General features: G+C 64.3%; 28 protein-coding genes and 1 riboswitch. Of the genes, 17 read left to right on the forward strand and 11 right to left on the reverse strand.

The genetic code is table 11. The features are described 5' to 3' along the window. Positions 1–30 precede the first annotated feature (30 nt). The 3 genes from DKB74_RS10145 to DKB74_RS10155 all read right to left on the reverse strand — a co-directional run bounded on the left by DKB74_RS10145 (position 31) and on the right by DKB74_RS10155 (position 4,290). Entirely contained in the window at positions 31–1,983 is a 1,953-nt protein-coding gene (locus DKB74_RS10145) for an OPT family oligopeptide transporter (RefSeq protein ID WP_109808019.1), read from the reverse strand. 54 nt (positions 1,984–2,037) lie between these two features. After that, positions 2,038–3,468, reverse strand: a complete 1,431-nt coding sequence (locus tag DKB74_RS10150) for a serine hydrolase domain-containing protein (RefSeq protein ID WP_109808020.1) — start codon at positions 3,466–3,468, stop codon at positions 2,038–2,040. Positions 3,469–3,654: 186 nt separating this feature from the next. After that, the gene (locus tag DKB74_RS10155; protein ID WP_109808021.1) at positions 3,655–4,290 is read right to left on the reverse strand and encodes a hypothetical protein; all 636 of its coding nucleotides are present in this window, start codon (positions 4,288–4,290) and stop codon (positions 3,655–3,657) included. Between the two features lie 156 nt (positions 4,291–4,446). On the opposite strand from DKB74_RS10155, the gene DKB74_RS10160 reads away from it, so the two are divergent. From DKB74_RS10160 to DKB74_RS18565, 6 genes are all read left to right on the forward strand, one after another. Next, on the forward strand, positions 4,447–5,175 hold the full coding sequence (locus DKB74_RS10160; protein WP_193504438.1) for a sterol desaturase family protein: 729 nt from the start codon (positions 4,447–4,449) through the stop codon (positions 5,173–5,175). A 62-nt stretch (positions 5,176–5,237) separates the two neighbouring features. Next, the gene (locus DKB74_RS10165) at positions 5,238–6,074 is read left to right on the forward strand and encodes a MipA/OmpV family protein (protein ID WP_109808022.1); all 837 of its coding nucleotides are present in this window, start codon (positions 5,238–5,240) and stop codon (positions 6,072–6,074) included. 42 nt (positions 6,075–6,116) lie between these two features. Then, positions 6,117–6,225: riboswitch (TPP riboswitch) on the forward strand. A 71-nt stretch (positions 6,226–6,296) separates the two neighbouring features. Then, entirely contained in the window at positions 6,297–8,276 is a 1,980-nt protein-coding gene (gene thiC / locus DKB74_RS10170; protein ID WP_109808023.1) for a phosphomethylpyrimidine synthase ThiC, read from the forward strand. A gap of 112 nt (positions 8,277–8,388) precedes the next feature. Further along, a complete protein-coding gene (locus tag DKB74_RS10175) occupies positions 8,389–8,904 on the forward strand; it encodes a nuclear transport factor 2 family protein (protein ID WP_109808024.1) in 516 nt (171 codons plus the stop codon). Between the two features lie 338 nt (positions 8,905–9,242). Continuing rightward, the gene (locus DKB74_RS10185; protein WP_109808026.1) at positions 9,243–9,815 is read left to right on the forward strand and encodes a DUF2199 domain-containing protein; all 573 of its coding nucleotides are present in this window, start codon (positions 9,243–9,245) and stop codon (positions 9,813–9,815) included. Between the two features lie 222 nt (positions 9,816–10,037). Further along, a complete protein-coding gene (locus tag DKB74_RS18565; RefSeq protein ID WP_145960946.1) occupies positions 10,038–10,976 on the forward strand; it encodes a hypothetical protein in 939 nt (312 codons plus the stop codon). 35 nt (positions 10,977–11,011) lie between these two features. Here DKB74_RS18565 and DKB74_RS10190 read toward each other — a convergent pair whose 3' ends face one another. Continuing rightward, on the reverse strand, positions 11,012–11,278 hold the full coding sequence (locus tag DKB74_RS10190; protein WP_109808027.1) for a Txe/YoeB family addiction module toxin: 267 nt from the start codon (positions 11,276–11,278) through the stop codon (positions 11,012–11,014). A gap of 242 nt (positions 11,279–11,520) precedes the next feature. Between DKB74_RS10190 and DKB74_RS10200 the strand changes: the two genes are divergently transcribed. Beyond that, positions 11,521–12,201 carry a hypothetical protein gene (locus tag DKB74_RS10200; RefSeq protein WP_109808028.1) on the forward strand — a complete coding sequence of 227 codons (681 nt, stop codon included), beginning with the start codon at positions 11,521–11,523 and terminating at the stop codon, positions 12,199–12,201. A gap of 65 nt (positions 12,202–12,266) precedes the next feature. Here the strand turns inward: DKB74_RS10200 and DKB74_RS10205 are convergent, their stop codons facing one another. Next, the gene (locus DKB74_RS10205) at positions 12,267–13,013 is read right to left on the reverse strand and encodes an SDR family NAD(P)-dependent oxidoreductase (RefSeq protein ID WP_109808029.1); all 747 of its coding nucleotides are present in this window, start codon (positions 13,011–13,013) and stop codon (positions 12,267–12,269) included. A gap of 110 nt (positions 13,014–13,123) precedes the next feature. Here DKB74_RS10205 and DKB74_RS10210 point away from each other — a divergent pair, with 110 nt between their 5' ends. Both DKB74_RS10210 and DKB74_RS18895 read left to right on the forward strand, forming a co-directional pair. Next, on the forward strand, positions 13,124–13,489 hold the full coding sequence (locus tag DKB74_RS10210; RefSeq protein WP_109808030.1) for an ArsR/SmtB family transcription factor: 366 nt from the start codon (positions 13,124–13,126) through the stop codon (positions 13,487–13,489). Positions 13,490–13,568: 79 nt separating this feature from the next. Beyond that, entirely contained in the window at positions 13,569–13,724 is a 156-nt protein-coding gene (locus DKB74_RS18895; protein ID WP_164497938.1) for a hypothetical protein, read from the forward strand. Positions 13,725–13,775: 51 nt separating this feature from the next. On the opposite strand, the gene DKB74_RS19080 is transcribed toward DKB74_RS18895, so the two are convergent. Continuing rightward, entirely contained in the window at positions 13,776–13,901 is a 126-nt protein-coding gene (locus tag DKB74_RS19080) for a hypothetical protein (RefSeq protein ID WP_275658167.1), read from the reverse strand. 125 nt (positions 13,902–14,026) lie between these two features. Here DKB74_RS19080 and DKB74_RS10215 point away from each other — a divergent pair, with 125 nt between their 5' ends. Then, positions 14,027–14,413: a DUF4440 domain-containing protein gene (locus DKB74_RS10215; protein ID WP_109808031.1), complete on the forward strand. Its 387-nt coding sequence runs from the start codon at positions 14,027–14,029 to the stop codon at positions 14,411–14,413. Positions 14,414–14,421: 8 nt separating this feature from the next. Here DKB74_RS10215 and DKB74_RS10220 read toward each other — a convergent pair whose 3' ends face one another. Further along, a complete protein-coding gene (locus DKB74_RS10220) occupies positions 14,422–14,901 on the reverse strand; it encodes a YaiI/YqxD family protein (RefSeq protein ID WP_109808032.1) in 480 nt (159 codons plus the stop codon). Between the two features lie 90 nt (positions 14,902–14,991). On the opposite strand from DKB74_RS10220, the gene DKB74_RS10225 reads away from it, so the two are divergent. Then, the gene (locus DKB74_RS10225) at positions 14,992–15,588 is read left to right on the forward strand and encodes a hypothetical protein (RefSeq protein WP_109808033.1); all 597 of its coding nucleotides are present in this window, start codon (positions 14,992–14,994) and stop codon (positions 15,586–15,588) included. 15 nt (positions 15,589–15,603) lie between these two features. On the opposite strand, the gene DKB74_RS10230 is transcribed toward DKB74_RS10225, so the two are convergent. Then, a complete protein-coding gene (locus DKB74_RS10230) occupies positions 15,604–16,740 on the reverse strand; it encodes a GGDEF domain-containing protein (protein WP_239987459.1) in 1,137 nt (378 codons plus the stop codon). A 75-nt stretch (positions 16,741–16,815) separates the two neighbouring features. Further along, complete coding sequence (gene ung / locus DKB74_RS10235) at positions 16,816–17,550, reverse strand: uracil-DNA glycosylase (protein WP_109808035.1); 735 nt, start codon at positions 17,548–17,550, stop codon at positions 16,816–16,818. 84 nt (positions 17,551–17,634) lie between these two features. Here ung and DKB74_RS10240 point away from each other — a divergent pair, with 84 nt between their 5' ends. Together DKB74_RS10240 and DKB74_RS10245 are read left to right on the forward strand one after the other, a co-directional pair. Next, positions 17,635–18,252: a DUF6445 family protein gene (locus tag DKB74_RS10240; protein ID WP_109808275.1), complete on the forward strand. Its 618-nt coding sequence runs from the start codon at positions 17,635–17,637 to the stop codon at positions 18,250–18,252. Between the two features lie 11 nt (positions 18,253–18,263). Continuing rightward, positions 18,264–18,635, forward strand: coding sequence for a tRNA-binding protein (locus DKB74_RS10245; RefSeq protein WP_109808036.1), 372 nt, complete (start codon positions 18,264–18,266; stop codon positions 18,633–18,635). Positions 18,636–18,660: 25 nt separating this feature from the next. Here DKB74_RS10245 and ubiG read toward each other — a convergent pair whose 3' ends face one another. Next, on the reverse strand, positions 18,661–19,392 hold the full coding sequence (gene ubiG / locus DKB74_RS10250; protein ID WP_109808037.1) for a bifunctional 2-polyprenyl-6-hydroxyphenol methylase/3-demethylubiquinol 3-O-methyltransferase UbiG: 732 nt from the start codon (positions 19,390–19,392) through the stop codon (positions 18,661–18,663). A gap of 59 nt (positions 19,393–19,451) precedes the next feature. On the opposite strand from ubiG, the gene DKB74_RS10255 reads away from it, so the two are divergent. From DKB74_RS10255 to DKB74_RS10270, 4 genes are all read left to right on the forward strand, one after another. Then, entirely contained in the window at positions 19,452–20,717 is a 1,266-nt protein-coding gene (locus tag DKB74_RS10255) for an aspartate kinase (protein WP_109808038.1), read from the forward strand. 233 nt (positions 20,718–20,950) lie between these two features. After that, the gene (locus DKB74_RS10260) at positions 20,951–21,391 is read left to right on the forward strand and encodes a helix-turn-helix transcriptional regulator (RefSeq protein ID WP_239987460.1); all 441 of its coding nucleotides are present in this window, start codon (positions 20,951–20,953) and stop codon (positions 21,389–21,391) included. Between the two features lie 103 nt (positions 21,392–21,494). Continuing rightward, on the forward strand, positions 21,495–22,025 hold the full coding sequence (locus DKB74_RS10265; protein ID WP_109808276.1) for a DUF4199 domain-containing protein: 531 nt from the start codon (positions 21,495–21,497) through the stop codon (positions 22,023–22,025). Between the two features lie 128 nt (positions 22,026–22,153). Continuing rightward, entirely contained in the window at positions 22,154–25,120 is a 2,967-nt protein-coding gene (locus DKB74_RS10270) for a porin family protein (protein ID WP_239987461.1), read from the forward strand. Positions 25,121–25,231: 111 nt separating this feature from the next. Here DKB74_RS10270 and DKB74_RS10275 read toward each other — a convergent pair whose 3' ends face one another. Then, positions 25,232–26,134 carry a flagellar motor protein MotB gene (locus tag DKB74_RS10275; protein ID WP_109808040.1) on the reverse strand — a complete coding sequence of 301 codons (903 nt, stop codon included), beginning with the start codon at positions 26,132–26,134 and terminating at the stop codon, positions 25,232–25,234. Between the last annotated feature and the right edge of the window lie 55 nt (positions 26,135–26,189).

Below are 26,189 nucleotides of genomic sequence, written 5' to 3' on the forward strand. Positions count from 1 at the left end.
GGGGGGAAGCCCCGGCTGAATTCGCCGGGCCTACCCCACCAGTTTCCGTGTCCGGCGATAGAGGAACATCGTCAGTGCCGCGAACAGCACCACTCCGCCGATCAGCGCCGGGGTCGCGAAACCGTCGCCGACCAGCGCGAGCGGCGCATCGCTGCCGGTGCCATAGACGATCCCGGCAAATGCCACGCCCCACAGGCTCTCTCCGACAATCAGCCCGGTCGCGGTCAGCACCCCCATCCTGCGCGCGAATTCGGGGTCGGTCCGCTTGTCCGCCCAGCGTTCGTAGAAGAAGCCGATGACTGCGCCGACCACGGTCGGCAGGATGACGCTCATCGGCAGATAGATGCCGATCCCCACCGCCAGCGGCGGCAACCGCAGCTTGCCCGTCACGCCCAGCAGCTCGTCGAGCACCACGAAACCGATGCCGGCCGCGGCGCCATAGCCGATCATCGCCCAGTTGAGGTCGCCGCCCAGCACGCCCTTTGCGAGTGCGGAAATCAGCGCCGCCTGCGGCGCGGGCAGCGCGTTGGGTCCGGCATTGGGCGCACCGGCAAAGCCCATCGCCTGATTGAGCACTTCGAGCACCGGCGGCACGACGAGCGACCCGAAAACGACGCCGATCACCAGCGCCACCTGCTGCTTCCACGGCGTCGCGCCGACCAGCTGGCCGGTCTTGAGGTCCTGAAGATTGTCGTTCGAAATCGTCGCGACGCCGAACACGATGCCCGTGACGATCAGCGCATAGGCGACCAGCGCATCGGTCGTTTCGGGCGAATGATCGCGCCCGAACATCGCCACCAGCATCAGTGACGCGCCGACAATGGAGAGAATGCCGATGCCCGACACCGGCGAATTGGATGCCCCGATCAGCCCGGCCATATAACCGCACACCGCCGCGATCAGCAGGCCGATCACGATCACGAAGACCAGCGCCCCCGAAATCAGCACCATCGCCCATGCGTCGAGCGGCCCGCCTGCCAGCACGCTGTAGAGCAGCATGCCGATCGGGATCAGCATCGCCAGCGATCCGCCGAACACGATGGAAACCGGCAAGTCGCGCTCTTCGAGCACCAGATCCTGCCCGGCATGGCGTTTCGCGCTCGCCGCCATTGCCGACCGGATCCCGCCGATCACCGGTCCGGCGATCTTGAGCAGGGTCCACACCGCCGCAACGCCGATCACCCCCGCGCCGAAAAAGCGGATATCGTCGCGGAACACGCTTAGCGCCCAGGTTTCGACGCTTCCCGCAACCGGCGTGACGGCGGTCAGCATCGGCAGCAACAGCCACCATCCGACCACCAGCCCCAGCAGCATCGCCATGCCGACCGAAATGCCCACCAGATGCCCGACGCCCAGCAGCGCAAAGCTCAGCCCGCCCGAAATGCCGGTCGCGCCGGCGCCTGCGCGGAACCAGGTCGATGCTTCGGCCACCACCAGCTTCGTCTGGGTCAGGATCGCGAAACCCGCCGACGCGACTGCGTTCCAGACCAGCACCTGCAGCCCCTTGGTGCTTTCCTCGGCGCCTTCGCGCGATTGCGATCCGACGCGCAGCACTTCGGCGGCGGCGGTGCCTTCGGGATAGGGGAGCGGCGTATCGACCACCAGCGCGCGGCGCAGCGGGACGGAAAACAACACGCCCAATATGCCGCCCGTGCCGGTGATCAGCGCCGTCGTCCAATAGGGAAAGCCTTGCCACCAGCCGATCATCACCAGCCCTGGCAGCACGAAGATGATCGCGGCCAGCGTGCCCGCCGCCGACGCCACCGTCTGGACGATATTATTCTCGTATATCGTCGAATTGCTGAACCCGCGCAGCACCGCCATCGAAATGACCGCCGCCGGGATCGACGTGGCAAAGGTAAGGCCGACCTTTAGGCCCAGATAGACATTGGCTGCCGTGAACAGGAGCGTGATGATCCCGCCCAGCACGATCCCGCGCAGCGTAAGCTCCAGCGGACTTTCGTCACGTTTCGCGTCGGTCACCCATGCCCCCTTGTTCTGCCGAAGAGCGACAAGAACGCCGCAATTGCCCGCGCGTCAATCCTGCGACGCAACATTCCCCCCGCGGCGCCCGCTATATCCCAGCGCCAGCCGGAACAGCGCCCAGGCAACGCCCGTCACTGCGCCCGCGATCAGCATCAGCGTCATGTCCGGCTGATAGCGATACAGGTTCGCAATCGGCGTGCCGAACAGATGCGGGATCAGCATCACGAACACCCATGCCATCGCCAGCGTCGCCGCCAGCGGAAACCACAGGCTGAACCGTCCGAACGCGCCCGATTTGGCGCGCAGCGCGCCCCGGCGGAACCACGCCACCACCATGGCGATCAGGAACAGCGGCGCCGTGATCGCTATCGCCAGATACAGCGATTTCGGCCCCCAATTGCCGCCCGGCCCGTCATATTCCTCGCCCAGCGCCAGCGTCGCGATGCCGACGCGCAACGCCACCGTATCGCCAAACCCCATCCCGCCCGCGGCATTGACCAGCACCACCGCGCCCTTCTGCGCATCGGGGATCATCGATACCAAAGTCTCCACGCCGGGACTGTTGCCGCTGTGATAAACGGCACCGCTGTCGGGATCGATGTTCCAGCCGAACCCATAATAAGGCGAAGCCTCGCTCGCCGGCTGCATCATCATCGCCTTGCTCTGCGCGCGGATCACATCGTCGCGACCGTTCATCATCACGCCCAGATAGCGTGCGACGTCCCGCGCGCTGGCAATCACGCCCCCGGCGGGTGCCATGATGCGGCCCGTCGGCGCGTCGGCCATCGCCCGCTTGCCGCCGAACCAGGGCATATGGCCGCGGGCCATCCCCGGATGATGCGCGCCATCGGAAACGAAGCTGTGCGTCATGCCCAAGGGCTTCAGGATGTGCGCGGTGATATAGGAGGCATAATCCTGCCCGCTGATCCGCTCGATCAGCGCGCCCAGGATCAGGTAATTGGCGTTGGAATATTCCCAATGCGTGCCCGGCGCGTGCGACGGCGTCCATGTCGCGATCCGCGTCACTTGTCGGTCCAGCGCATCCGTGCTGCGGCTGTCATCAACATGGGCCGCATTGCCCTGCAGCGTCGAAAATCCGCTGGTGTGGCTCAGCAACTGGCGCAGCGTCACGTCGCGCGCCGGGGCGTCGGCGAATATGGGCAGGTATCGGCCGATGCCGGTATCCAGATCGACTTTCCCGGCCTCGACCAGCTGCATCACTGCCATTGCCGTGAAACTCTTCGAAACCGAACCGAGCAGGAATGGCGTGTCAGGGGTGACGGCATCCCCGCTGCCCTTCAGCGTTTCGCCGCGCGCATCGGCGCGGATATCGCCTTTATCGACAATAGCATATGCCAGCCCCGGCGCCCCCGAAACGGGCATTTCGCGCGCGATGAACGCGTCGATCGCGCGGTCGGGCGTGCTCGCATGCAGGATGCAGCTCATCCCCAACGCCGCCAGTATCGCTATCGCCCGCCGCATGCCCGCTTCCCCTGAAACTTCTGCGTCAGCCTAGCATGGCAGCGACGTTCGACCCAATTCGTGTCGGAAACGCAACGGTCGTTCCGCGCCGTTACCGTTCCAGCGGCGAGCGGTTCAGCCATGGCAGGCCGATCAGATAGCCCATGCCGGATTCAAGCCCGATGGGGATGATCGGATGCAGTTGGATCAGGTCAGGGCCTCTCGTACCGGGCCGGTCGCTTCGGGCGCCAGTTCGCGCCACAGCATCGCCTGCGCCTTGTGCGCGCGTGCAATCGACCGTTCGTCGTCGACCGGAAAGAGGCGCGCGTTGAGGCCGACTATGCCGATCTGTTCGCGCACATGGAAATAGCGGGTTTCTCCGGAAAGCAGCTCGAATCCGAAGCAATGCGCTCCCCCGCCGCCACCGCTTATCCTTACCTGCCCTTCATAACGGCCGGGCGGAACCGTTACTGCTGTTCCCGACCATTGCGGCAGCGCCACTTCGCCGATGCCGCCCAGCTTTACGACTGCCGGCGAGCCTTGATGGACGCGGTGATCGGCATAGAATATCAGCTGCGCCGCTCCGGGTGGCGGCGGCGCGACAAGGTCGCCGACATATGTGTCGCGCAGCTTGAACACCCGCCGACCGCCCACCAGCATCGGCATGAAGAACAGGAATGCGATTATTGCGAGCGCGCCGCCCATCACTGCGGCCATCACCGGCCAGTCGCCTGCTTCCGCTCTGCCAAGGTTTTGAAGAATGAAAAAGGCAGCGGCGCAGGCGAGGATGAACGCCAGCGACCGTGCATAGGACAGAATCAGCCGGATCAGTGCGACGAACATGGCGGCCCCCCTTGCCGATGATGGTCGATCATTTGTTTAGCGCGTCGGTTCGCGTCGTAAAGCGGATGGCGCCCTCGCCACTAGGACGCGCCGCCGTTTCACGATATCGGTCGGTGCGTGGATATTGCCCTCGCCATTATTGCGTCCGCGCTTGCCATGACGCTGATCGTCGGGGTGCGCTATCTGCTGTCCAGCGGCGGCTTTGCGCTGGCGACGCGGCTGCGCCATCCCGGCCTGTATCGCGGGCTGGAGCCTCAGATGCGGCGAGAGATCTATTGGTCGCTCGCCAGCGCCGCGATTTACGGCATCCCGGCGGGCGTGGTGGCATGGGGGTGGCGCGCCTATGGCTGGACGCGCATCTATGAAGACGTCCACGCCTTTCCGCTCTGGTATCTGCCGGTGTCGGTGCTGCTCTATCTGTTCGCGCACGACACATGGTTCTACTGGACACACCGGTGGATGCACCGTCCGCGCTGGTTCCGCATCGCCCATGCCGTCCATCATGCCAGCCGCCCGCCCACCGCATGGGCGGCGATGGCGTTCCATCCGGTCGAGGCGATTACCGGCGCGGTGGTGATCCCGGCGCTGGTGTTCCTGATCCCGATCCATGTCGCCGCGCTTGGCCTGGTATTGGCGATCATGACCGTGATGGGCGTGACCAACCATATGGGATGGGAGGTTTTTCCCCGTTTCCTGTGGCACGGGCCGATCGGCCGGTGGGTGATCACTGCCAGCCATCATCAGCGGCATCACGAACGCTATCGGTGCAATTACGGCCTGTATTTCCGCTTCTGGGACCGGCTCTGCGGCACCGATGCCGGGCTGGGCGGATTCGGCGGCGATGCTGCGCTGCAAAAATCGCGGCGTGCGCCGGAGCGAAAGTAGAAGCGCATCGTTTCAGCTTCTATCGGGCACGTGTTCGCGTTCCCCTCCGGAGAATTTTGCTTATGCGTATCCTGATCCTCGCCGGCGCGATTGCCTGCACTGCCGTCGCGTTTCCCGCTTATGCCCAATCGGCAGGCGAAGACCGGAACGAGGATTTCGCGATTCTGGGCGTCGCCGCGACGCTTGTCCCCGATTATGAAGGGTCGAGCGATTATCGCATCGCGCCTGCGCCGGGCGGGTTCGGCCAGGTCGGCGGTGTCGGGTTTCAGCTTGCCGGCAATCGCCTCAGCTTCGATCTGATGCCCGATCTTCTCGACTCCGGGTGGAAGATCCAGGCCGGCCCGATGGGGGCGATCAATTTCAACCGCACCAGCACCAAGGCGATCGACAATGCGCAGGTCGCTTCGCTGGGCAAGATCGGCACGGCCGTCGAACTCGGCGGATTTGTCGGCATTGCCAAGACCGGCGTGGTTACCAGCGACTATGATCGGCTGTCGGTGACGCTCAGCTATCGCCACGATGTTTCCGGCGTCCATGACAGCGGCGTGTGGACTCCCACCCTCGCCTATATGACACCGCTCAGCCGCAAGGCGATGGTGTCGGTGTTCTTCTCTGCCGACCATGTCGGTGACGGCTATGCCGACACCTATTTCTCGATCTCGCCCGCCCAGTCGGTGACCAGCGGCCTGCCCGCCTATGCCGCGCGCGGCGGGTGGAAGAATTGGGGCACCGGGATCGGCGGCGCCTATGCGCTGACCGGCGATCTTACCGGCGGTCTGCTGCTCGTCGGCGGCGTCGGCTATCGCCACCTGCTCGGCGATTTCGCCGACAGCCCGGTCACTATGGTCGGCAGCGCCGACCAGTGGCTCGGCGTCGCCGGGCTCGCCTACAGCTTCTGATCCGCCCCCTTGCGCGCGGCCCGATAAGCTCTAGACTCACGACCATATCCCCGGGGGAGCGCTGACCCGCGCTTGAGAGGCAGGCTGGAGCCTGCGACCCGCTGAACCTGATCCGGTTGAGACCGGCGTAGGGAGTGGCGCGCACAGGCAGTCCGGGGGATTGCCGCGCACGACGCTCATTCCGCCGGTCGTGATCGATCGGCAATCTGGAGTGAGCATTGCATGGCCGACAACCCGACGATTCCCGAACTGAAAGTCACCACCGGCGCGATCCGCGGCAGCCGCAAGGTGCATGTCGGCCCGCTCCGCGTCGCAATGCGCGAGATCGATCTGGAGCCCTCGTCGGGCGAACCGCCGCTGCGCGTCTATGATCCCTCCGGCCCCTATACCGACCCGCAAGCCCGCATCGACATCATGGCCGGCCTGCCCGAACTGCGCCGCGACTGGATTCGCGGGCGCGGCGATGTCGAGGAAGTTACCCAGCGCGAAGTAAAGCCAGAGGATAACGGCCTGTCCGGCCCCGATCGTTCGGGCGGGGTCCAACCCTTCCCCAATGTCCGCAAGCGCGTGCTGCGCGCCAAACCCGGCGCCAATGTCAGCCAGATGCATTATGCGCGCAAAGGCATCATCACGCCTGAAATGGAATATGTCGCGATCCGCGAAAATATGGGGCGCGAAGCGATGCACCGCGACGCGACGCGCGACGGCGAAAGCTTCGGTGCCGCCATCCCCGATTTCGTCACCCCCGAATTCGTCCGCGACGAAGTCGCGCGCGGCCGCGCGATCATCCCCAACAACATCAACCACCCCGAAAGCGAGCCGATGGCGATCGGCCGCAATTTCCTGGTCAAGATCAACGCCAATATCGGCAACAGCGCCGTCGCCAGCGACGTGGCGAGCGAAGTCGACAAGATGGTCTGGGCCACTCGCTGGGGTGCGGACACGGTGATGGACCTTTCCACCGGCCGCAACATTCACGACACCCGCGAATGGATCCTGCGCAACTCCCCCGTCCCGATCGGCACCGTCCCCATCTATCAGGCGCTGGAGAAAGTCGGCGGCGTTGCCGAGGATCTCAGCTGGGACATTTTCCGCGATACGCTGATCGAACAGGCCGAACAGGGCGTCGATTATTTCACCATCCACGCCGGCGTCCGCCTGCCCTATGTCCCGCTCGCGGCAAAGCGCGTCACCGGCATCGTTTCGCGCGGCGGCTCGATCATGGCCAAATGGTGCCTCGCCCATCACAAGGAGAGCTTCCTCTACGAAAAGTTCGAGGAAATCTGCGAGATCATGAAGGCCTATGACGTCGCCTTCAGCCTGGGCGACGGCCTGCGCCCCGGCAGCATCGCCGACGCCAATGACGAGGCACAGTTCGCCGAACTCTACACGCTGGGCGAACTGACGCATAAGGCATGGGCGCATGACGTTCAGGTGATGATCGAAGGCCCCGGCCATGTGCCGATGCACAAGATCAAGGAGAATATGGACAAGCAACTGGAGGTGTGCGGCGAAGCGCCCTTCTACACGCTCGGCCCGCTCACCACCGACATCGCGCCCGGATACGACCATATCACCAGCGGCATCGGCGCCGCGATGATCGGCTGGTACGGCACGGCGATGCTCTGCTACGTCACGCCCAAGGAGCATCTGGGCCTGCCCGACCGCGACGATGTGAAGGTGGGCGTGGTGACCTACAAGCTCGCCGCCCACGCCGCCGATCTCGCCAAGGGCCACCCGGCGGCGAAGCTGCGCGACGACGCGCTCAGCCGCGCCCGCTTCGAATTCCGCTGGCGCGACCAGTTCAACCTGTCGCTCGATCCCGACACGGCGGAGCAATATCACGATCAGACGCTCCCGGCCGAAGGCGCCAAGACCGCGCATTTCTGCTCGATGTGCGGCCCCAAATTCTGCTCGATGAAGATTTCGCAAGAGGTGCGCGATTTCGCCGCGAAGCAGAATCAGGGCGCCGACGGCTTCCTCGCCGCCAATCCTCCCCGCGACGGGGATGCGGGCGCAGGAGCGGATAGCGATTTGCCGGGGGCAAACCGCAGTTCCGGAGCCGACTCGCAAAGCGAGCCGTGGCCGCAGGCCGGTGGAGAGGGCTCAGCCCCGACCGAAACCGAAGCCGAAGCCGGGATGGCGAAGATGTCGGAGAAATATCGCGATGGCGGCGATCTCTATGTGAAGGCGGAGCACTGACCCCTCGCTGCGCCGCCGATGGCTCCATCTGCGCGGTTGGCAGAATGTCCGATTGACCCGCAAACGGCCTCCGCGCTTGTTCGCCTCAGAGCGGCAAACAGGGAGAGTTCGGATGAAAACAGCATGGCTGGTCATGGCCGGGGCGGCGCTCGTGCAGTCCGCGCCGGCATCGGCGCAGGAGGGCGCGCGCAAGGATTATACCGCCGTCAGCGCGGCGACCGCACCGGTCGCCGATGCCTATTTCGATGCCTATGTATCGCGAAACTGGGACGCGCTGGAAATCCTGCTGGCGGAGGATGCGAGCTTTCAGGACCCGACCGCCACCCATATTTTCGGCGGCGTCCTTTCCCAGGGGCGTCAGGCGATGATGCAGCGCTTTCGCATGGGCTATGCCGGCATCAGCCATATGGAATTCGTCAGCAACCGCCGGCTCTATTCGGGCGAAACCGCGATCTACGAAGGGGTGCTCCATTGGGGCCTGGACCTTGGCGACGGGACATTGGTGGACAGCGCCACGCCGATGGTGATCCTGTTGACGGTGGAAAACGGAAAGGTCGTGCGCCACCGCGACTATGTCGATTATGCGCCGTTCGTCGCAGCGGTCCGAAAGGCCCGCTCGTCCGGTTGAGCCGCCCGGCCAATACGCCGGAACCACGCATTTCCGCGCAATGAAAATCGCGCAGAAAGTTCGCGAATCCGCAGCGGGCCGCACAGCAAATAGCGGCGACCCGGGCGACGGCCGCGATCGCAAACCCGAAACCTCCGCCGCGAAGCAGAATCACGCCGCCAACAGCTTCCCCGCCGCTTCCGCCCGCCCGCGAGGGGCAGGGGGAGGGCTCGTCGCCGCTCCCGGCGGAAGCCGAAGCCGGAATGGCCGATATGCGCTAAGGGTCTTCAAGCGAACCGGCAGCGAGCTGTATATGGGTGCCGGGGATCGCGAACACGACTGAAACACCGGGGGGATTGATGTTCGGATGGGGCAAGAAACCACCACCGAGTGCGGCCGAGGTGCTGCGCTCTGGCCGGTGGCGGTGCGAAAATTGTGCGACCGAACATAGCTGGCCGTTCGATCTCGCCGCGCGCGCGCCGGATCCCTGGTCGCATGGAGACGCGTATCAGCCCAATAGCGAGCTCCATCTGGACGGCGATTTCCTCTCGGAGGATTTTTGCGTCATCGAAGGGCGGCACTTCATGGTCCGCGCGGTGCTCACGATTCCCGTCAACGGCGTGGACGGCGATTTTGGCTTTGGCTGCTGGACCACGCTCAGCCGCGAGAATTTCGGCAAATATGTCGATGGCTTCGACAGCGGCGACTTTGGCGAAGACGCAATGTGGTCGGGCTGGCTGGTCAATCGTCTCGCCATCGTGGCGGAGGATGACGATCCGATCGCGCTGTGGGTGCAACCCAGACCGGAGCGCCAGCGCCCGTTGCTATGGGCGCAGAGCGACGAACACGTCCTCGGCATCGCTCAGGACGAAGGGATTTCCCCGGAAACGATGCTCGAAATCCTGCGCCGTTACGGTCACGCGCCGGAATGACTAGCATTCCCATACGGCAAGCGCCGAAGCAGCCATGGAACAGATGAGCAAGGTGTTCAAGGAAACTGGCAGCGAACTCTACATTGGCGCCGGGGATCGCGAGCGGGATTGAGAAAATGCGCGCAGTATTTGCTCGTCATCTCAAATGGTGCTTTCTTTCTCTCGGGCTAATATTGCTGCTTGAGGGGAAGGAATATGGGGTGGCGAGGCACTCTGCGTGCAATGGAAGCTGCGGGACGGCGCGCGCAGCGAGACGCAGAGCGCCGACAAAGGCTTCAACAGAAAGCGAACATGATTTCGGAGGCGGCCGATGCTGTTGCCGAATGGGAAGATGTCATGAGCGATCTCGTCTCAATTCATGACGCTAAAACCACGACTATCGATTGGGCAGCCCTGACCAAGGCACCGGCGCCATTGCAGCCGCAAGCTACTTCATCTCGAGAGCTGATAGCCATTTCCAAAATCGAGGCCTTCAAGCCTAGTGTTTTCGATTTTCTCAGGGGAGGTTCAGACAGACGCCTCGCTCGATTGCAAATGGTACTTGATACCGCGCGGGCTGAAGATGAGAGAGACAATCAGCTGGCATCGAACTCATATAAAATCGCACTTTCCGAATGGGAAAGCGACCGCGCTCTCGCGAAGCGAATTCTCGATCACGACCCTGCGGCCTTTCGCGATGTGATATCAGAAATGCAAACCCTATCTTCAGAAGGGCTCATTGGGTCCAACATTGAATTCAATATTTCGCAAGCCGCAGTTCATGCCATTGCAAAGGTTCATGACGATAGCATCGTGCCAAGGGTACGGAGAAAGCAACTTGCCAGCGGCAAGCTTTCAGAATCCAAGATGCCAGCTGGCGATTTCAACGAACACTATCAAGATTATGTCAGTAGTGTTGCGCTGAGAATAGCGGGTGATCTGTATGCGATATTGCCAATTAATGAAATATATGTAACATGTTCTCCGGAGATTCTTGATACAAAGACAGGATACAAGCGGTTTACCCCAATTATATCTGTAAAGTTTGTACGAGAAACTTTTAACAAATTGAACCTAAGTCGCATTGACCCTTCAGATGCGTTGAGAAATTTTGTTCACAGGATGGACTTCAAGCGAACAAGAGGGTTCGCTGAAGTAGATCCGCTAATGCCGTTAGAATAAGCAAATAGAATAATAGAATAATGGTGGCGGTCCACTCAATAACAATACCGACAATTCGCCATCTGCAGCGTCTGCTCCTCACCGCTTCCCGCCACGCGATACACCAGCTGCTCCTCCCAACTGATCCCCCGCGACCACCAGCCGGACAGGTTGCCGCCGATCGGCTCGGGTTTGCCGGTCCCCTTGAACGGGTGTCGCCGACATTCCTCGATCAGGCCATTCAGCTTTTCGAGCAGCTTCGGATCATGCTCCTGCCAATGGCGATAGTCTTCCCACGCCGTAGACCAGAAGGCGACGTTCACGGGAATTCTATGCCCTTGGCCTCGCCTGCCTCGAACCCGCGCACTGCTTCCAGCAGCCGCTCGGCGTTCATCGGGCAACTGTACAATAATACGTACAGATTTTCAGTCGTCAGTTGTGGCCGTCGTTCCCGCCTGCGCAGGCGGTACGGATGCTGTCGAGAATGACGCAGACATAGGCCCGGGGAGAACAAACCAAAAACAAACCCTGTCCTACACGCGCAAAATCTGCTCCATCCTGTCCGATGAAGCACAGCAGACCTCCGACCCCGCCCGAACCGGCCGATGACGAAGCTCCGTTCGATGCCGAGTTCGAACCCGTCCCCACGCGCCATCGCCACGATGGCTGGACCCCCGACAAACAGACTGGCTTTATCGAGGCGCTCGCCGAATGCGGCTGTGTCGATGAAGCCTGCAAACGTGTCGGCATGTCGACCACTGCCGCCTATGCGCTGCGCCGCCGTGTCGATGCGCAAAGCTTTCGCGTCGCCTGGGATGCGGCGCTCGATTACGCGATCCGCCGCCTGTCCGACGCCGCCTTCGCCCGCGCGCTTCATGGCGTCACCCGGCCGGTCTTCTATCAGGGCGAACAGATTGGCGAGCGGCGCTATTATGACGAGCGGCTCACCATGTTTCTGCTGCGCTATCGCAATCCCGAACGCTATGGCGCCTGGCTCGATAATATGGAGGCACGGCGCCACCCGGACGGCGCCGCGCTGACGCTCGCCCAGGCGGTCGATCGCGTTGCCGAGGACGGCTGGGCCGATGCGCACGGCCATCACGCGCCCGAACGCGATCCGCTGCGCACCGATCCACGCCGCCTCACCGAACGCGACCTGCAACAGGCCGCAACCGATAGCGCGCGGCGCGAAAGCGAACGCCAGGATGCCGATTGGCGCGACTTTCTCGACGGGAGCGACGAATGACGGGGGACGTGGTGGCAACTTCGCCAACTTCCACGCCCGCCGTCGCCGCGCCCGCCCGCCCGCAATCAGGCGCCGCCGCTAACGCCCAGCGCTTCGCCCGTGATCCACCGCGCCTCGTCGCTTGCCAGGAACACCGCAGCCAGTGCGATATCGTCGGGATGGCCGACCCGGCCCAGCGGCGTCTGTGCGATGATCTGGTTGGCGAAGTCCGACCCCTCGACGATCCCCGCCGCGTCGGTCCCTTCGGTCATCGTCATCCCCGGCGAGATCGCGTTGACGCGGATCTGGCGCGGGCCAAGCTCGCTCGAATGGACGCGCGTGATCGCGTCGACCGCCGCCTTGCTCGCGGTATAGAGCGCGGAGCCCGGCATCTTCATCCGCGTGATGTTCGAAGAGATGTTGATGATGCTCGCCCCCTGCCCAAGATGCGGCACCGCGGCCTTGGTGACGTTGAGCAGCCCCAGTACGTTGACGCCGAACATCCGGTGATATTCCGCCGGGTCGAATTCCTCGATCGGGGCAAAGGCATAAACGCCGCTGTTATTGACCACCACGTCGACGCCGCCGAATTCCCGCCTGGCCGCCGCGATCAGCGCGTCGGCCTGACTCGCATCGGTCACATCGGCCTGCACCGCCACTGCCTTGCCGCCCGCGTTCACGATCGCTTCGACGGTGGCGTCCGCGCCCTCCCGGCTGCTCGCATAATTGACGATGACGGACGCGCCCTCGGCGGCCAGCGATTTGGCGATCGCCGCGCCGATGCCCTTCGATCCGCCGGTCACAACGGCGGTTTTGCCCTGCAAACGAGCCATAATAAGTTCCTTTTCCAGACGCCAACGGTCGAAAGTGACCGCTTAGTGCGTTAGTTCGGGAATATGGAACTATTGAACCTTGGGACAAAGGGGACTATCTGATTTTTATCATGCGTGCCTTCGTTCATCCCACCGTCGATCAGATGACTCCGCAGGCAATTCTGCACGCGCTCGCCGATCCGGAACGGGCGAAAATCTATGCCGAAATCGCCGGGCTGGGATGTATTCAGGGCTGTGCGACGCTTGCCGACACGGGCGAGCGCGTCATTCCGAAATCCTCGCTTTCGCAGCATTTTCGCGTGCTTCGTGAGGCCGGGTTGATCCGGTCCGAACGGCACGGCGTGGAAATGCGCAACTATGCCCGATGCGCCGAAATCGACGCTCGCTTCCCCGGACTGCTTGTCGCGATCATGCGCGCATATGCCCAAAATTCGGGGCAGGAATTCGCGGAGGCGGTCGCGGCAAAGCACGCTTAGGCGATCGGTTCGCGCGCCCCGGCGGCCAAATCCGCACGCCCACTGGCGTCGAACCGCCACAGCGCGCATAAGCCCGCCGATGGCCGATCTCTATCTCAAGAAACTCGAATCCGAACGCCGCCAGCTCTGGGCAACCTGCCGCCTTAAGGGGCTGGCGCGCGACACGCCCGAGCGGCAGCGGATCGCGGAACTGGACGAAGCGATCGCCGCGCACAAGGCGCGCACGGCGGGCTGAGCCCGGGCTCCCGGCGCGCCTGCACCCGCGCCGCTCGCGCTGCTGTGCCGGCTAGTTGTTGATCGTCACCATCGCGACCGGCTTGCCCTTGGTCGACGGGTTGGATGCGTTCTTCTTTTCCTTTTCCGCCTTGGGCTTGCGGATTTCGCGGTTCGACTTTTTCTGGCTCTTGGCCATGGGTGGTTCCTTTGCGGGCGATGGTCGCCCGGCACCACCCTAGGCGCTTTCCCGCGCGCAGCCCCATCAATTCGGCGGCGCGCGTATCTTGCCTTTGGCGGCGATGGCGCAGAAAAGCCCGCACCATGTCTGCCGCCGAAATCGCCATCCGCGCCCGCCGCGCCGCGTTCAATGCCGCAATCGCCGCACGCGATGCTGCCGCGATCGGCCCGATCCTGGCGCGCGACTGCGTGATGGTGACGGGCAGCGACAGCGCCGTGATCGCCGGGCGGCTGGCGCAGGTAAAGGTCTGGCGCCGCGAATTCGCCGCCGCGCGCCCCGCGCTCTATGTCCGCATGCCGGAAAGCGTGACGGTCTCGCCGGTCGAACCGATCGCAATGGAACAGGGGCGCTGGGAAGGGCGCGACGGCGCCGACGGCCCGGTGACCAGCGCGGGCAGCTATGCCGCCAAATGGCGCGAAACCGGCGGCGATTGGGTGATCGTGGCAGAGATTTTCGTGACGCTGGCCTGAAGGCAGCTTCAGCGGCTTTTCTGTCGCACCAATGCCGTGTCGAGCGCCTGCAGGAACCGCGATCGATCCGCCTTGGAAAAGGGCGGCGGCCCGCCGCCGATCCCGTCCGCCCCGGCGCGCAGGTCCGCCATGATCGCCCGCGTCGCGATCGCGCCGCCGATCGATGCGCTGGTAAACGGCTTGCCATTGTTGCCGATCACGGTCGCGCCCGCCTTCAGGCACCGGTCGGCGAGCAGGATGTCGGCAGTGATGACGATGGTCTCCGGCCCGGCATGTTCGGCGATCCAGTCATCGGCGGCATCGAACCCGTCCGAAACGATCTTGCGGCTGATCAGCGGATGCGCAGGAATGCGGAACGGGCTGTTGCTGACGATCGTCACCGCAACCGCGTGCCGCATCGCGACGCGATAGATTTCGTCCTTCACCGGACAGGCATCGGCATCGACCAATATGCCGGGTTCGGCTTGCGCCGCACGGGGTTCGTTCATTCGCCCGGCTTACCCGCCCGCCCGGCTTTCGCCAAACCCCTGGCATGCGGCAAAGGGAACCGCGCGCCGCGCTCGGGGGTTGTTGCGGCCATGAAAAAATTCCTTGCCGCAACCGCGCTTACGCTCGTCCTCGCCGCCTGCTCGCCTGCGTCGACCGACGCTCCGGCAACGCAGAATGTCGTCGTCGCCAACGAAACCGATCCGCTGACTCCGGTCGATCCGGGCACGCCGACACCCGCCCCCGGCGAAACCGCCGGCGCCAACACGCTGACGCTGGAAGGGCTGGGCGCGTTGAAGATCGGGCAACCGGTGCCGGAAGATTCGGGCTGGGCCGTCCGCGGGGCCCAGACGTCCGACGCATGCACGACCGTATCCTCGCCCGATTATCCGGGCGTCTATGCCATCGTCACCGACGGTGCCGTCCACCGCATCAGCGTGGGGCAGCGTTCGGACGTGAAGCTGATCGAAGGCATCGGCCCGGGATCGACCGAAGCCGAGGTCAAGGCTGCTTTCCCCGGTTTCCGCGAAACGCCGCATAAATATGTCGAAGGCGGCAAATATCTGACCGCACCCAATGCCGATAGCGGCGACCCGGCCGTCCGGTTCGAACTCGACGCCGATGGCAAGGTAACGGTGATGCATGTCGGCACCATGCCGGTGCTCGGCTATGTCGAAGGCTGCGCCTGACGCCGGATTGACCGTTCAGGCCGCGGCGGTGGCGCGGGACGGCGAGCGACCAGCTTCGCGCGCTTCTTCCTTGGCGGCATAAAGCCGCATATCGGCGGCGTGCATCAGCGCGGCGACGCTGGTGGCGTCCTCCGGCGTTGCCGCCGCGCCGAAACTCGCCCCGACGCGCAACCGCTGTCCGTCATGCGGGACCGGCATGGTCAGTGCGATGCTGATCGCTTCGATCTGATCGCGCGCCGAACGGGCATCGTTGCCGGGCAACAGGATGGCGAATTCGTCGCCGCCGATCCGCGCGACCGAAAGCGCCGCAGGTGCCATCGCCCGCATCCGTTTTGCCAGGGCAATCAGCACGGCGTCGCCCGCCTGATGACCATGGGTGTCGTTGACCGGCTTGAACCCGTCGAGATCGGCGAGCAACAGCGTCAGCGGCGCGGCGCTATCCATCTCGGCCTGGGCGATGCGCTCGAACGCCAGCCGGTTGTCGAGCCCGGTCAGCGGATCGGCTTCTGCCAGCTGTTCGAGTCGCTTCTCCAGCACCAGCGCGGCGACGGTCTCCCGGAACTTGCTCAGCACCACGCTCGCCTGCATCGCCGTCAGCAGGATCAGCATCACCGCCATCGCCCGCAGCGAGCTATATTCATAGGTCATCAGCTTGATCGTGATCGGCGCGAGCGCGCCCACCATTCCGGCAATCGCGGCGCGCGGCACGCTGAGCAGACAGGTCGAGGCGATGATCGCCGCGATGCCGGTGAAGACCGGCGCGGTCATGCAATAATATTGCTCAGTTTCGGTAAAGGCATTGACGCACCACAGGCCCGACACCAGCCCCATCGCGCCGCTGGTCCAGATCGCATAACGATGCTGGCGCCGGGCGGCATCGGCATGTTGTGGTTGCGGGCGAAAGCGGCTGATCGCTAGCACGGCAAGGCAGGTGCCGGTGAGGATGACGGGCGGCGCGGCTTGCTGCCACCAGGGCAGATCGCCGAGAATGGCATAGGCCATCGCCAGCGAATTCGCCGCGACCAGCACGCACATCATCGGCAGGAAATCATGGAGCCGGCGGCTTTGGCGCAGCGCCAGCTCGTCGCGAACCGCCAAAGGAATTTCTGGGCGCACCAGCCGGCGCAGTCGCGCGCGCGCGGACGAGGTCACCGTGGATTCCGCGTACATACCCATCCCCCGGCAGGTGCAAGCCCCCGGGAATGCGCTGAATTTGCTAATAAAAGCCTAAATCAGCCCCACAGGCGAGTCAGTCGGCGAGGGGAGCGACCAGTCGATCGGAGCGCGGCCATGGCTTTCCAGAAAATCATTGGCCTTCGAGAAATGCCTGCAGCCGAGAAAGCCGTTATGCGCCGATAGCGGCGAGGGGTGCGCGGCCTTGAGCACCAGATGGCGTCCACCTCGCTCGACCGACGGGATGAAGGCTGCCTTCTTCTGGGCATAGCTGCCCCAGAGCAGGAAGACGACCGGCTCTTCCTTGGCTGCAACCAGCCGGATCACCGCGTCGGTGAATTTTTCCCACCCCCGGTCGCGGTGCGATGCGGCCTTTGCCATTTCGACGGTCAGCACCGAGTTGAGCAACAACACGCCCTGCTGCGCCCAATGTTCGAGAAAGCCGTGGCAGGGCCGTTCGATGCCCAGATCGGCGTGAAGTTCCTTGTAAATATTGACGAGGCTGGGGGGCGGACGAACGCCCGGGCGAACCGAAAAGCACAGGCCATGCGCCTGTCCGGGGCCGTGATAGGGATCCTGCCCCAGGATGACGACGCGCACCTTGTCGAGCGGGGTGAGGTCGAGCGCCCGGAACCATTCGCTGCCGGCCGGGAATATCCGCTTTCCCGCCTGGCGCTCGCCGAGCAGGAACTGCTTGAGTGCGGCCATATAGGGACTTGCGAATTCGCCGGCGAGCGGTTCGCGCCAGCTCGGGTCAAGCTTGATGTCGGTCGGTTCGGCAGAGGCCATGTCGCTCTGGTGGCGCAGGGCGGGGGAGCGCGTCAATGCCCTGCGGGCTTTGCGGCGGCGGCGCAGGCTGGCATGGAAGGCGTCATGCTGCCTTCGCTGATCCTCATCGACGATTTTCTGGCCGACCCCTGGTCGGTGCGGCGCCGCGCACTGGCACTCGATTATGATCCGAAGTTCAAGAAGGGCAATTATCCGGGCCTGATGTCGACCACCCCGCTGGAAGTTCGCGGGATGGAGCAGGCGGTGTCGCAACGCGTCGGCGTGCCGCTGATGGCGGCTCCACGCACGATGCACGGCCATTGCCGCCTGACGCTGGCGGGCGACACCGGCAAGAGCGGCGTGCATATCGATCCCGCCGCCTATTCGGGCATCCTCTATCTGACACCGCCCGAACATTGCCGTGGCGGCACCGATTTCTTCCGCCACCGCCCCACCGGGCTCGATCGCGTCCCGCAAAGCGAGCGCGAGCTTGCGCCGACCGGCTATCGCGATATCAACCGGCTGATCGAGGAGGTCGTCAACGGCGACACGCTGAAGCCCGCGCGCTGGGAAAAGACGATGACGGTGCCGATGCGGTTCAACCGCCTGCTCTTGTTCAGCCCGTGGATGTTTCACAATGCAGCGAAGGGCTTTGGCAAGGGGCCCGAGGACGGGCGTCTGGTCCAGACGCTGTTCTTTGCCGCCGCGCCGCGCCCTGCCTGAGGAGCAATGCGATGCACATGAACCATGATCCCGCCGAAGATGCGGCACCGCAAATCGCCTTCGACCAGTTTCTCGCCGTCGATATCCGCGTCGGCACGATCATCGCAGCCGAAGCCTTTCCCGAGGCGCGCAAGCCCGCGTACAAGCTGACGATCGATTTCGGACCGGTGATCGGAACGAAGCGCAGCTCGGCGCAGATCACCGAACATTATGCGCTCGACGACCTGCCGGGGATGCAGGTCGCCGCCGTCGTCAATTTCCCGCCGCGCCAGATCGGGCCGATGATGTCCGAAGTGCTGACGCTGGGCATGCCCGATGCCGATGGCAAGGTGGTGCTGATCGGCCCGAGCAAGCCGGTCCCCAATGGGGGGCGGCTGTTCTAGGCTACTCCTGCGGAGCCGGCTGCCTTCAGGCCGCAACTGCCGCCAGCAGATAGTTGAGCGTTTCGTTGTCGCCGGTCGTGAAGCCATGGCCGGGGGTGAAGCTGAGCCCGGTCCTGGCGATTACCGTGAGCCCGGCATCCGCCAGCATTGGCTCGAGTTCTTCGGGACGCAGGAAACGGCTCCAGTCATGCGTCCCCCTGGGGATCATGCCGGTGCCTTCGCCGATGGTGATCATCGCCAGACGCGAGATCGCGGTGCGGTTGGGTGTCGACAGCAGCAGCAGCCCGCCCGGTGCCAGTGCTCCCGCGAGCCCCGCGACAAAGGCAGCGGGATCGGCGACATGTTCGATCACTTCCATCGACGTGACCAGATCGAAGCGGCGCCCCGCCAGATCCTCGATCCCGCCCGCGATATATTCGATGTCGAGCCCCGATTGCGCGGCATGGGCAGCGGCGGCGCCGATATTTTCGGGCGCGGCATCGACGCCGGTCACTCGGGCGCCCATTCGGGCGAGCGGTTCGGCAAGCAGCCCCGCGCCGCAACCGACATCGATTGCGGTTTTGCCCGCCAGCGGCGTGAAGCTGGCCGGGTCGCCGCCCCAATGCGCATCGATCTGTTCGCGGATGAAGGCGAGGCGCGGCGGATTGAGGCGATGCAGCATCGCCGAGCTGCCCTTCGGATTCCACCAGTCGGCGGCGAGAGTGCCGAAATGTTTTGCTTCAGCCGGGTCAATCGTTGCTTTTATTGCGTTCGCCATAAACCGCTCCTATCAGGACGCCCCATTCTATCCAATGCGCGGAATCGAGCGACACCCACATGGCACGTATCGTGATGAAGTTCGGCGGCACCTCGATGGCCGGGATCGAGCGCATCCGCAATGTCGCCCAGCGTGTCAAACACGAATGGGACCAGGGCAATGAAGTCGCCGTCGTCGTATCGGCGATGGCAGGCGAAACCGACCGGCTGGTCAATTTCTGCCGCGAAGCATCCTCGCTGTACGACCCGCGCGAATATGACGTGGTCGTATCGTCGGGCGAACAGGTGACGAGCGGCCTGCTCGCCATCGCGCTGCAGGCGATCGGCGTTCCGGCGCGCAGCTGGATGGGCTGGCAATTGCCGATCCGCACGTCGGACGGCCATGCATCGGCTCGGATCGAAGCGATCGAGACCGATTCGCTGCTCGCGGCGATGGGCGAAGGCGGCAGCGGCCGCGAAGTCGCGGTAATTCCCGGCTTTCAGGGCATGGCGCTGGGCGATCGCGTCGCGACGCTGGGCCGTGGCGGATCGGACACATCGGCAGTGGCGATGGCCGCGGCGATGAAGGCCGACCGCTGCGACATCTATACCGATGTCGATGGCGTCTATACCACCGATCCGCGCATCGTGCCGCGGGCACAGAAGCTGTCCAAAGTGACATATGAGGAAATGCTCGAACTGGCGAGCGTCGGGGCCAAGGTGCTGCAGACGCGATCGGTCGGGCTGGCGATGAAGGAAAAGGTGCGCGTCCGCGTGCTTTCCTCCTTCGATGACATTCGCGACGAAGACGGACATCGCGGCACGTTGATCGTGGGCGAAGAGGAAGTGAACATGGAACGGCAGCTCATCACCGGTATCGCGCACGACAAGAACGAAGCGAAGATCACGCTTACCGAGGTTTCGGATCGTCCCGGCGCGGTGGCATCGATCTTCACGCCGCTGGCCGATGCGAACATCAATGTGGACATGATCGTCCAGAATGTCGCGCACACGACCGGATCGACCGACGTCACCTTCACCGTGCCCAAGGCAGAGCTCGCCCGCGCGCTCGACGTGCTCGAAAAGGGACAGGAAGCAATCGGCTATTCGAAGCTGATCCACGATCCCAAGGTGACCAAGGTGTCGGTGGTGGGCGTCGGCATGCGCAGCCATGCCGGTGTCGCGGCGGCGATGTTCAAGACGCTGGGCGATCGCGGCATCAATATTCAGGCGATCACGACGTCGGAGATCAAGGTCAGCGTGCTGATCGAAGAGGATTATACCGAACTGGCGGTGCGCGTGCTGCACACCGCATACGGCCTCGACGGTCCCGACGCGGCGGAATAGGCTGGGTCCACCCGACCCCGGAAAACCGCAGAAACGCGTGCAAAGTTCGCACAGGTTCGCACCGTAACGCGCGCGGGCACATGCGCGCGCGTACGCGAGGGGACTTTTTGCACCGATTGCGCGGGGCATCGGCGGCTTCACATCAACGATTCGAAAGAGCCTTTCCCGACTGGCAAATCAAATCCTACATTGCAAACTCCGCCGTCTGTCGGGCGGGCAGCAAGGGGAAGCAGGTGCGGATCGGCGTCGAACAGATCGGAGGATGGCGGCGCATCCTGATCTATGGCGCGCTTTTCGCGCTGGGCGTGCTGCTGCTCGAATGGATCGACTATCAGCGGCTGGTGCGGTCGCGGTCGAGCGATATCTGGCTTTTCCTTGTCGCGCTGGGCTTTCTGGTGCTCGGCATCTATCTGGGCGGGCGGCTATTGCGCGCGCCGGCGCCGCGCCCGTTCGACGGCAATCCGCAGGCGCGGGCGCAACTGGGCATCAGCGACCGCGAACTGACGGTTCTTGAGGCGCTGGCCGCGGGCAAATCCAACCGTCAGATCGCCGATGCGCTGCATGTCTCCCCCAATACGGTGAAGACGCATCTGGCCAATCTCTATGCCAAGCTCGAGGCCGAACGGCGGACCGATGCGGTGGCGCGCGGCCGGGCGCTGGGGCTGATTCCATGACCGCCCATTTCCCCCCGTTCACGAAAATCACCCGTTCGGGCGATTGCCCCAACCGGGTTGTGCGGTGCTGATCGGCGCTTCTTCGCAAACAAGGGAGCGGACGATGATACGACATATTCTGATATTCGGTACGATCGCGGGGCTGATCGTGGGATCGGTGCTGTTCGGCACCGGCGTGACGATCCTGCACGATGTGACACCGACGATCGGCATGGCGATCGGCTATACGTCGATGCTGGTCGCATTCAGCATGATCTTCATCGCGATCAAGCGGCAGCGCGATATCGTGCAGGGCGGCGTGATCCGGTTTCTGCCCGCGCTGGGCATGGGGCTGGGCATCACGATCGTGGCGGGGATATTCTATGTCCTTGCCTGGGAAGGCGTGCTGGCGGTGACCGGCTTCGATTTCATGGCGGGCTATGTCGAGGCCGATCTGGATGCGATGCGCGCGGCGGGGGCGGATGCGGCGGCGATTGCGCGGCGCAGTGCCGAACTGAATGCGATGATGGCCGGATATGACAATCCGCTCTATCGCATGCCGCTGACCTTTACCGAGATCGCGCCGGTGGGCGCAGTGATTTCGCTGATTTCGGCGGCGTTGCTGGCAAACCCCAGGTTCCTGCCCGCGCGCTGAGCCGGAGTGCCGGCGGAAATTTAATTCGCGCTGGCACATTTCTGCGACAAGTGGCTTGTAGCCGAATGGAGATGGGCATCGGCGCGTCCGGGGTTGGGCGCGCCGATCTGTTTGGGAGTATCTCCGGCATGCGCCGCTTGGTTCTGGTTTCTTCGATATTGATGGCGACGACATCTCCGGCAGCGCTCGCGGCGCAGGTGGTGCAGGATGTGCCGGGCGGTCAGGATGCCGCCGGACAGAATGTTCCTGCGCAGGAAACGCCATCGCAGGACGTTCCGCCCCAGGACGTTCCGCCGCAGGATGCCTCGGGCCAGACCGCACAGGATGCGCAAGCGGCGAGCGATATCGCCGTCACCGATGACGAAATCGTCGTCACTGCCGAAATGCGCGGCTCGGTGGTCGGCGACATCCAGCCCGAACAGGTGCTGACGCCGGCCGATATCCGTTCCTATGGCGTCAGTTCGGTCGGCGAATTGCTCGATGCCCTGGCGCCGCAGACAAGTTCGGGCCGGGGCAGTGGCAGGCCGGTCGTCCTGCTCAACGGGCGCCGCATTTCGGGCTTTCGCGAATTGCGCGACATCCCCACCGAAGCGATCGAGCGCGTCGATATCCTGCCCGAGGAAGTCGCGCTCAAATACGGGTATCGCGCCGATCAGCGCGTCGTGAACATCGTGCTGCGCGAACGGTTCCGCTCGATCACCGCCGAACTCGAAGGCGGCATGCCGACGGCGGGCGGGTTTTCGACGCAGGACGCCGATCTCGACATCCTGCGGATCGCGGGCGACGCGCGGATCAGCTTCCATATCGGCTATGAAGGCCGCTCGGCGCTGACCGAGGATGAGCGCGACATCGTGCCGACGCGCGAAAGCCTGTTCGACCGCTATGGCAATGTCACGGCAACCGACGGCAGCAGCGAAATCGATCCGGCGCTGAGCGCGCTGGTCGGAACGCCCGTAACCGTGGCCGGTGCGCTCGCGCGGGCGGCGGACGGCGCCGTGTCGCTCGCCGATTTCGTCCCCGGCGCCAATGCTCCGAACAGCGGCAGCGAAGCGCCCTATCGCACATTGCAGGGATCGAACCGGACGCTGACGGTCAACGGCGTCATCGCGCGGCCGATCGCGCCGCGCGTGACTGCGACGTTCAATGTCGAACTGACCGCGACCGAGAGCGAATCGCTGCTCGGGCTGTCGACGGCGACGCTCACTCTGCCGGCGGGCAATCCCTATTCGCCGTTCGCCGATGATGTGACGCTTTATCGCGCCTATCCTTCGCTCGGCGCGCTCGACCGCGATACGTCATCGCAGACGATCCATCTCGGCACCGGGTTCAATGGCGATGGCGATATCTGGCGCTGGTCGGTGACGGCGAATTACGACCGGTCGACGTCGGAAACGATCACCACCACCGGCATCGACGTCACGCCGTTCCAGACCGCGCTCGACCTGGGCGATCCGGCGTTCAATCCGTTCGGCGATCCGCCGCTGGATATGCTGTCGTTCCTGCCGCTCGATATTTCGCGATCGACATCGAATGCCGGAACGGTGGAGGCGCAGACATCGGGCAAGCTGTTCCGCATGCCCGCGGGCGAAGTGAATACCAGCATCCGGATCGGCGGCGCGCTGAGCGATTATTCGTCCGATTCGACGCGTTCGGGCATCAGCCGCACGAGCGGCGTTTCGCGCCAGACCGCCAATGGGCAGTGGAATGTCGACCTGCCGATCGCCAGTCGGCGCGAAGGCGTGCTCGACGCGATCGGTGATCTGTCGCTCAACGGCAATGTCGAAGTCGAGCAGCTTTCCGACTTCGGGACGCTGGTGACCTATGGCTATGGACTCAACTGGTCGCCGATCGAGCCGGTACGCTTCCTGATCTCGGTGACCGAGGAAGAAGACGCGCCGAGCGCGCAGCAGCTGGGCAATCCCACCGTGGTCACGCCCAATGTCCGCGTGTTCGATTATACGCGCGGCGAATCGGTGCTGGTGACAACGATCGGCGGCGGCAATCCGGGGCTGGAGGGCGAGCAGCGCCATGTCTTCAAGATCGGCATGAACGCGCAGATTTTCGAGGACAAGCCCGACCTGCGCTTCAGCGCCGAATATGTGCGCAGCACCACGCGCAATGCGATTTCGAGCCTTCCCGCCGCGACCGCCGAAATCGAGGCGGCGTTTCCGGACCGGTTCATTCGCGATGGCGATGGCGTGCTCGTCACGTTCGACAATCGCGCGGTCAATTTCGCGCGGACCGACCGCGAGCAGTTCCGCTATGGCGTCAACCTGTCGCTGCCGCTGTCCTCAACCGTCGAACGGCGCGTCGCCGAATATCGCGCGGCGCGCGAACGCGCCCAGCGCGACGGCACGGCGATGCCCGAACCGCCCTTTGGCATGGGTCGGCGCGGCAACCGGCCCGACGGCGCGCGCGGCGGCGAGGGGGCGCAGGGTGCGCCGGGTTCTCAGAGTGCGCAGGGCGAAGCGCGCGGCGAAGCCGGGCAGGGTGGCCCGGGCGGTCGCCAGCGTGCCGAGGGTCCCCCGCCGGGTGCCGGTGGCGGCGGTCGCGGGCCCGGTGGTGGTCGCGGCTTTGGCCGGATGGGCGGGCGCAACGGCGCGATGGCCGGGCGCATCCGCTTCTCGCTCTATCACACGATCCATCTGCGCGACGAAGTCGTGATCCGCGACGGCCTGCCCGTGCTGGACCGGCTCAACGGTTCGGCGGTGGGCAGCAGCGGCGGTCAGGCGCGGCACGAGTTCGAGCTGAACGCGGGCGTGTTCAAGGATGGTCTGGGCGTCAACCTGTCGGGCAAGTGGCAAGGCGCCACCCATGTCAACGCAGGCACCAGCGCCGCGCCCGAGCAATTGCGCTTCGGTAGCCTGGCCACCGTGGATGCGCGGCTGTTCGTCGATCTGGGGCGTCAGGTCACGCTGGTCCGCGACCATCGCTGGCTGCGCGGCACACGCGTGTCGCTTTCGATATCCAACCTGTTCGATTCGCGACAGAAAGTGACCGATGCGAGCGGCACGGTGCCGCTGACCTATCAACCCGATCTGATCGATCCGGTGGGGCGGCGCATCTCGATCGAGTTCCGCAAGCTGTTCTTCTGACGCTATTTGTGTAAGCGGCGCCGGCCCACTCCCCACCCGGCCTCCCACAAAATACTGCCGATGGGAGGCCGGGTGGGGGAGCGGGCCGGGGCCGCCAAACCGCAAACGCGCCTACTCGCCGAATTCACCGGGACGATAGAGCAATGTGATCGCCACCCGGCGGTTGCGCGGATCGGCGGGATTTTCGCGAATCATCGGTTCGCGATCGGCGACGCCCTCGATGCGCGAGAAGCGGGCTTCCTCCACGCCGCCCACGGCCAGCCGACGGCGCGTGGCCTCTGCGCGTCCGCTCGACAGCATCCAGTTGTTCATGCGCAACGGATCGCCATAGGGCACGCTGTCGGTGTGGCCGCGGATCATGATCGGGTTGGGCAGCGCCTTGATCGCTTCCGACACCAGGCCGACCAGCGAATCGGCGGACGATACCAGTGCCGTCGTGCCGCTGTCGAACATCGAATAATCGGCATCATCCATCAGGTCGATCCGCATGCCGTCACGCGTCTGGACAAAACGGACATGGTTGGCGAGTTGCGCCAGCTGGGGCGACTGGCTGATCCGGCGCTGCAATTCGCGGCGCATCTGTTCGAAATTGCGCTGATCCTCGCGCTCTATCGATTCGCGGCTGCGCAGCGAACCGCGCTCGGCGGTGCCGACCTGAATACCGCCGGTCGAATCGGCGGGGATCGTCAGCGCGCGCGTGCCCGTCTGGGCCGCCTTGTGCGGGTAATTATCCTTGTCGATCACGCTTTCGCCGCCGAACAGCCCGTTCGAACCGGCGCTGTTCTGTTTCAGTTCGATCAGCGTGGGCGCGAAATAGTCGGCCAGTGCCTTACGCTGTTTCTCGGTCGTCGCGCCGAGCAGCCAGAGCAGCAGGAAGAACGCCATCATCGCCGTCACGAAATCGGCATAGGCGACTTTCCAGGCACCGCCATGATGGCCGCCATGCCCTTCCTCGATGATTTTCTTGACGATGATGACCGGCTGGTTCGAACCGTGCGGCGCGCGAGCTGCCATTTACTGGTCCTCCCGGACAGAACGGCACCGGCCGAACAGGCGAAGCCGAACAAAC

The sequence above is a fragment of the Stakelama portus genome, assembly GCF_003171655.1.
GTDB lineage: Bacteria > Pseudomonadota > Alphaproteobacteria > Sphingomonadales > Sphingomonadaceae > Sphingomonas > Sphingomonas portus.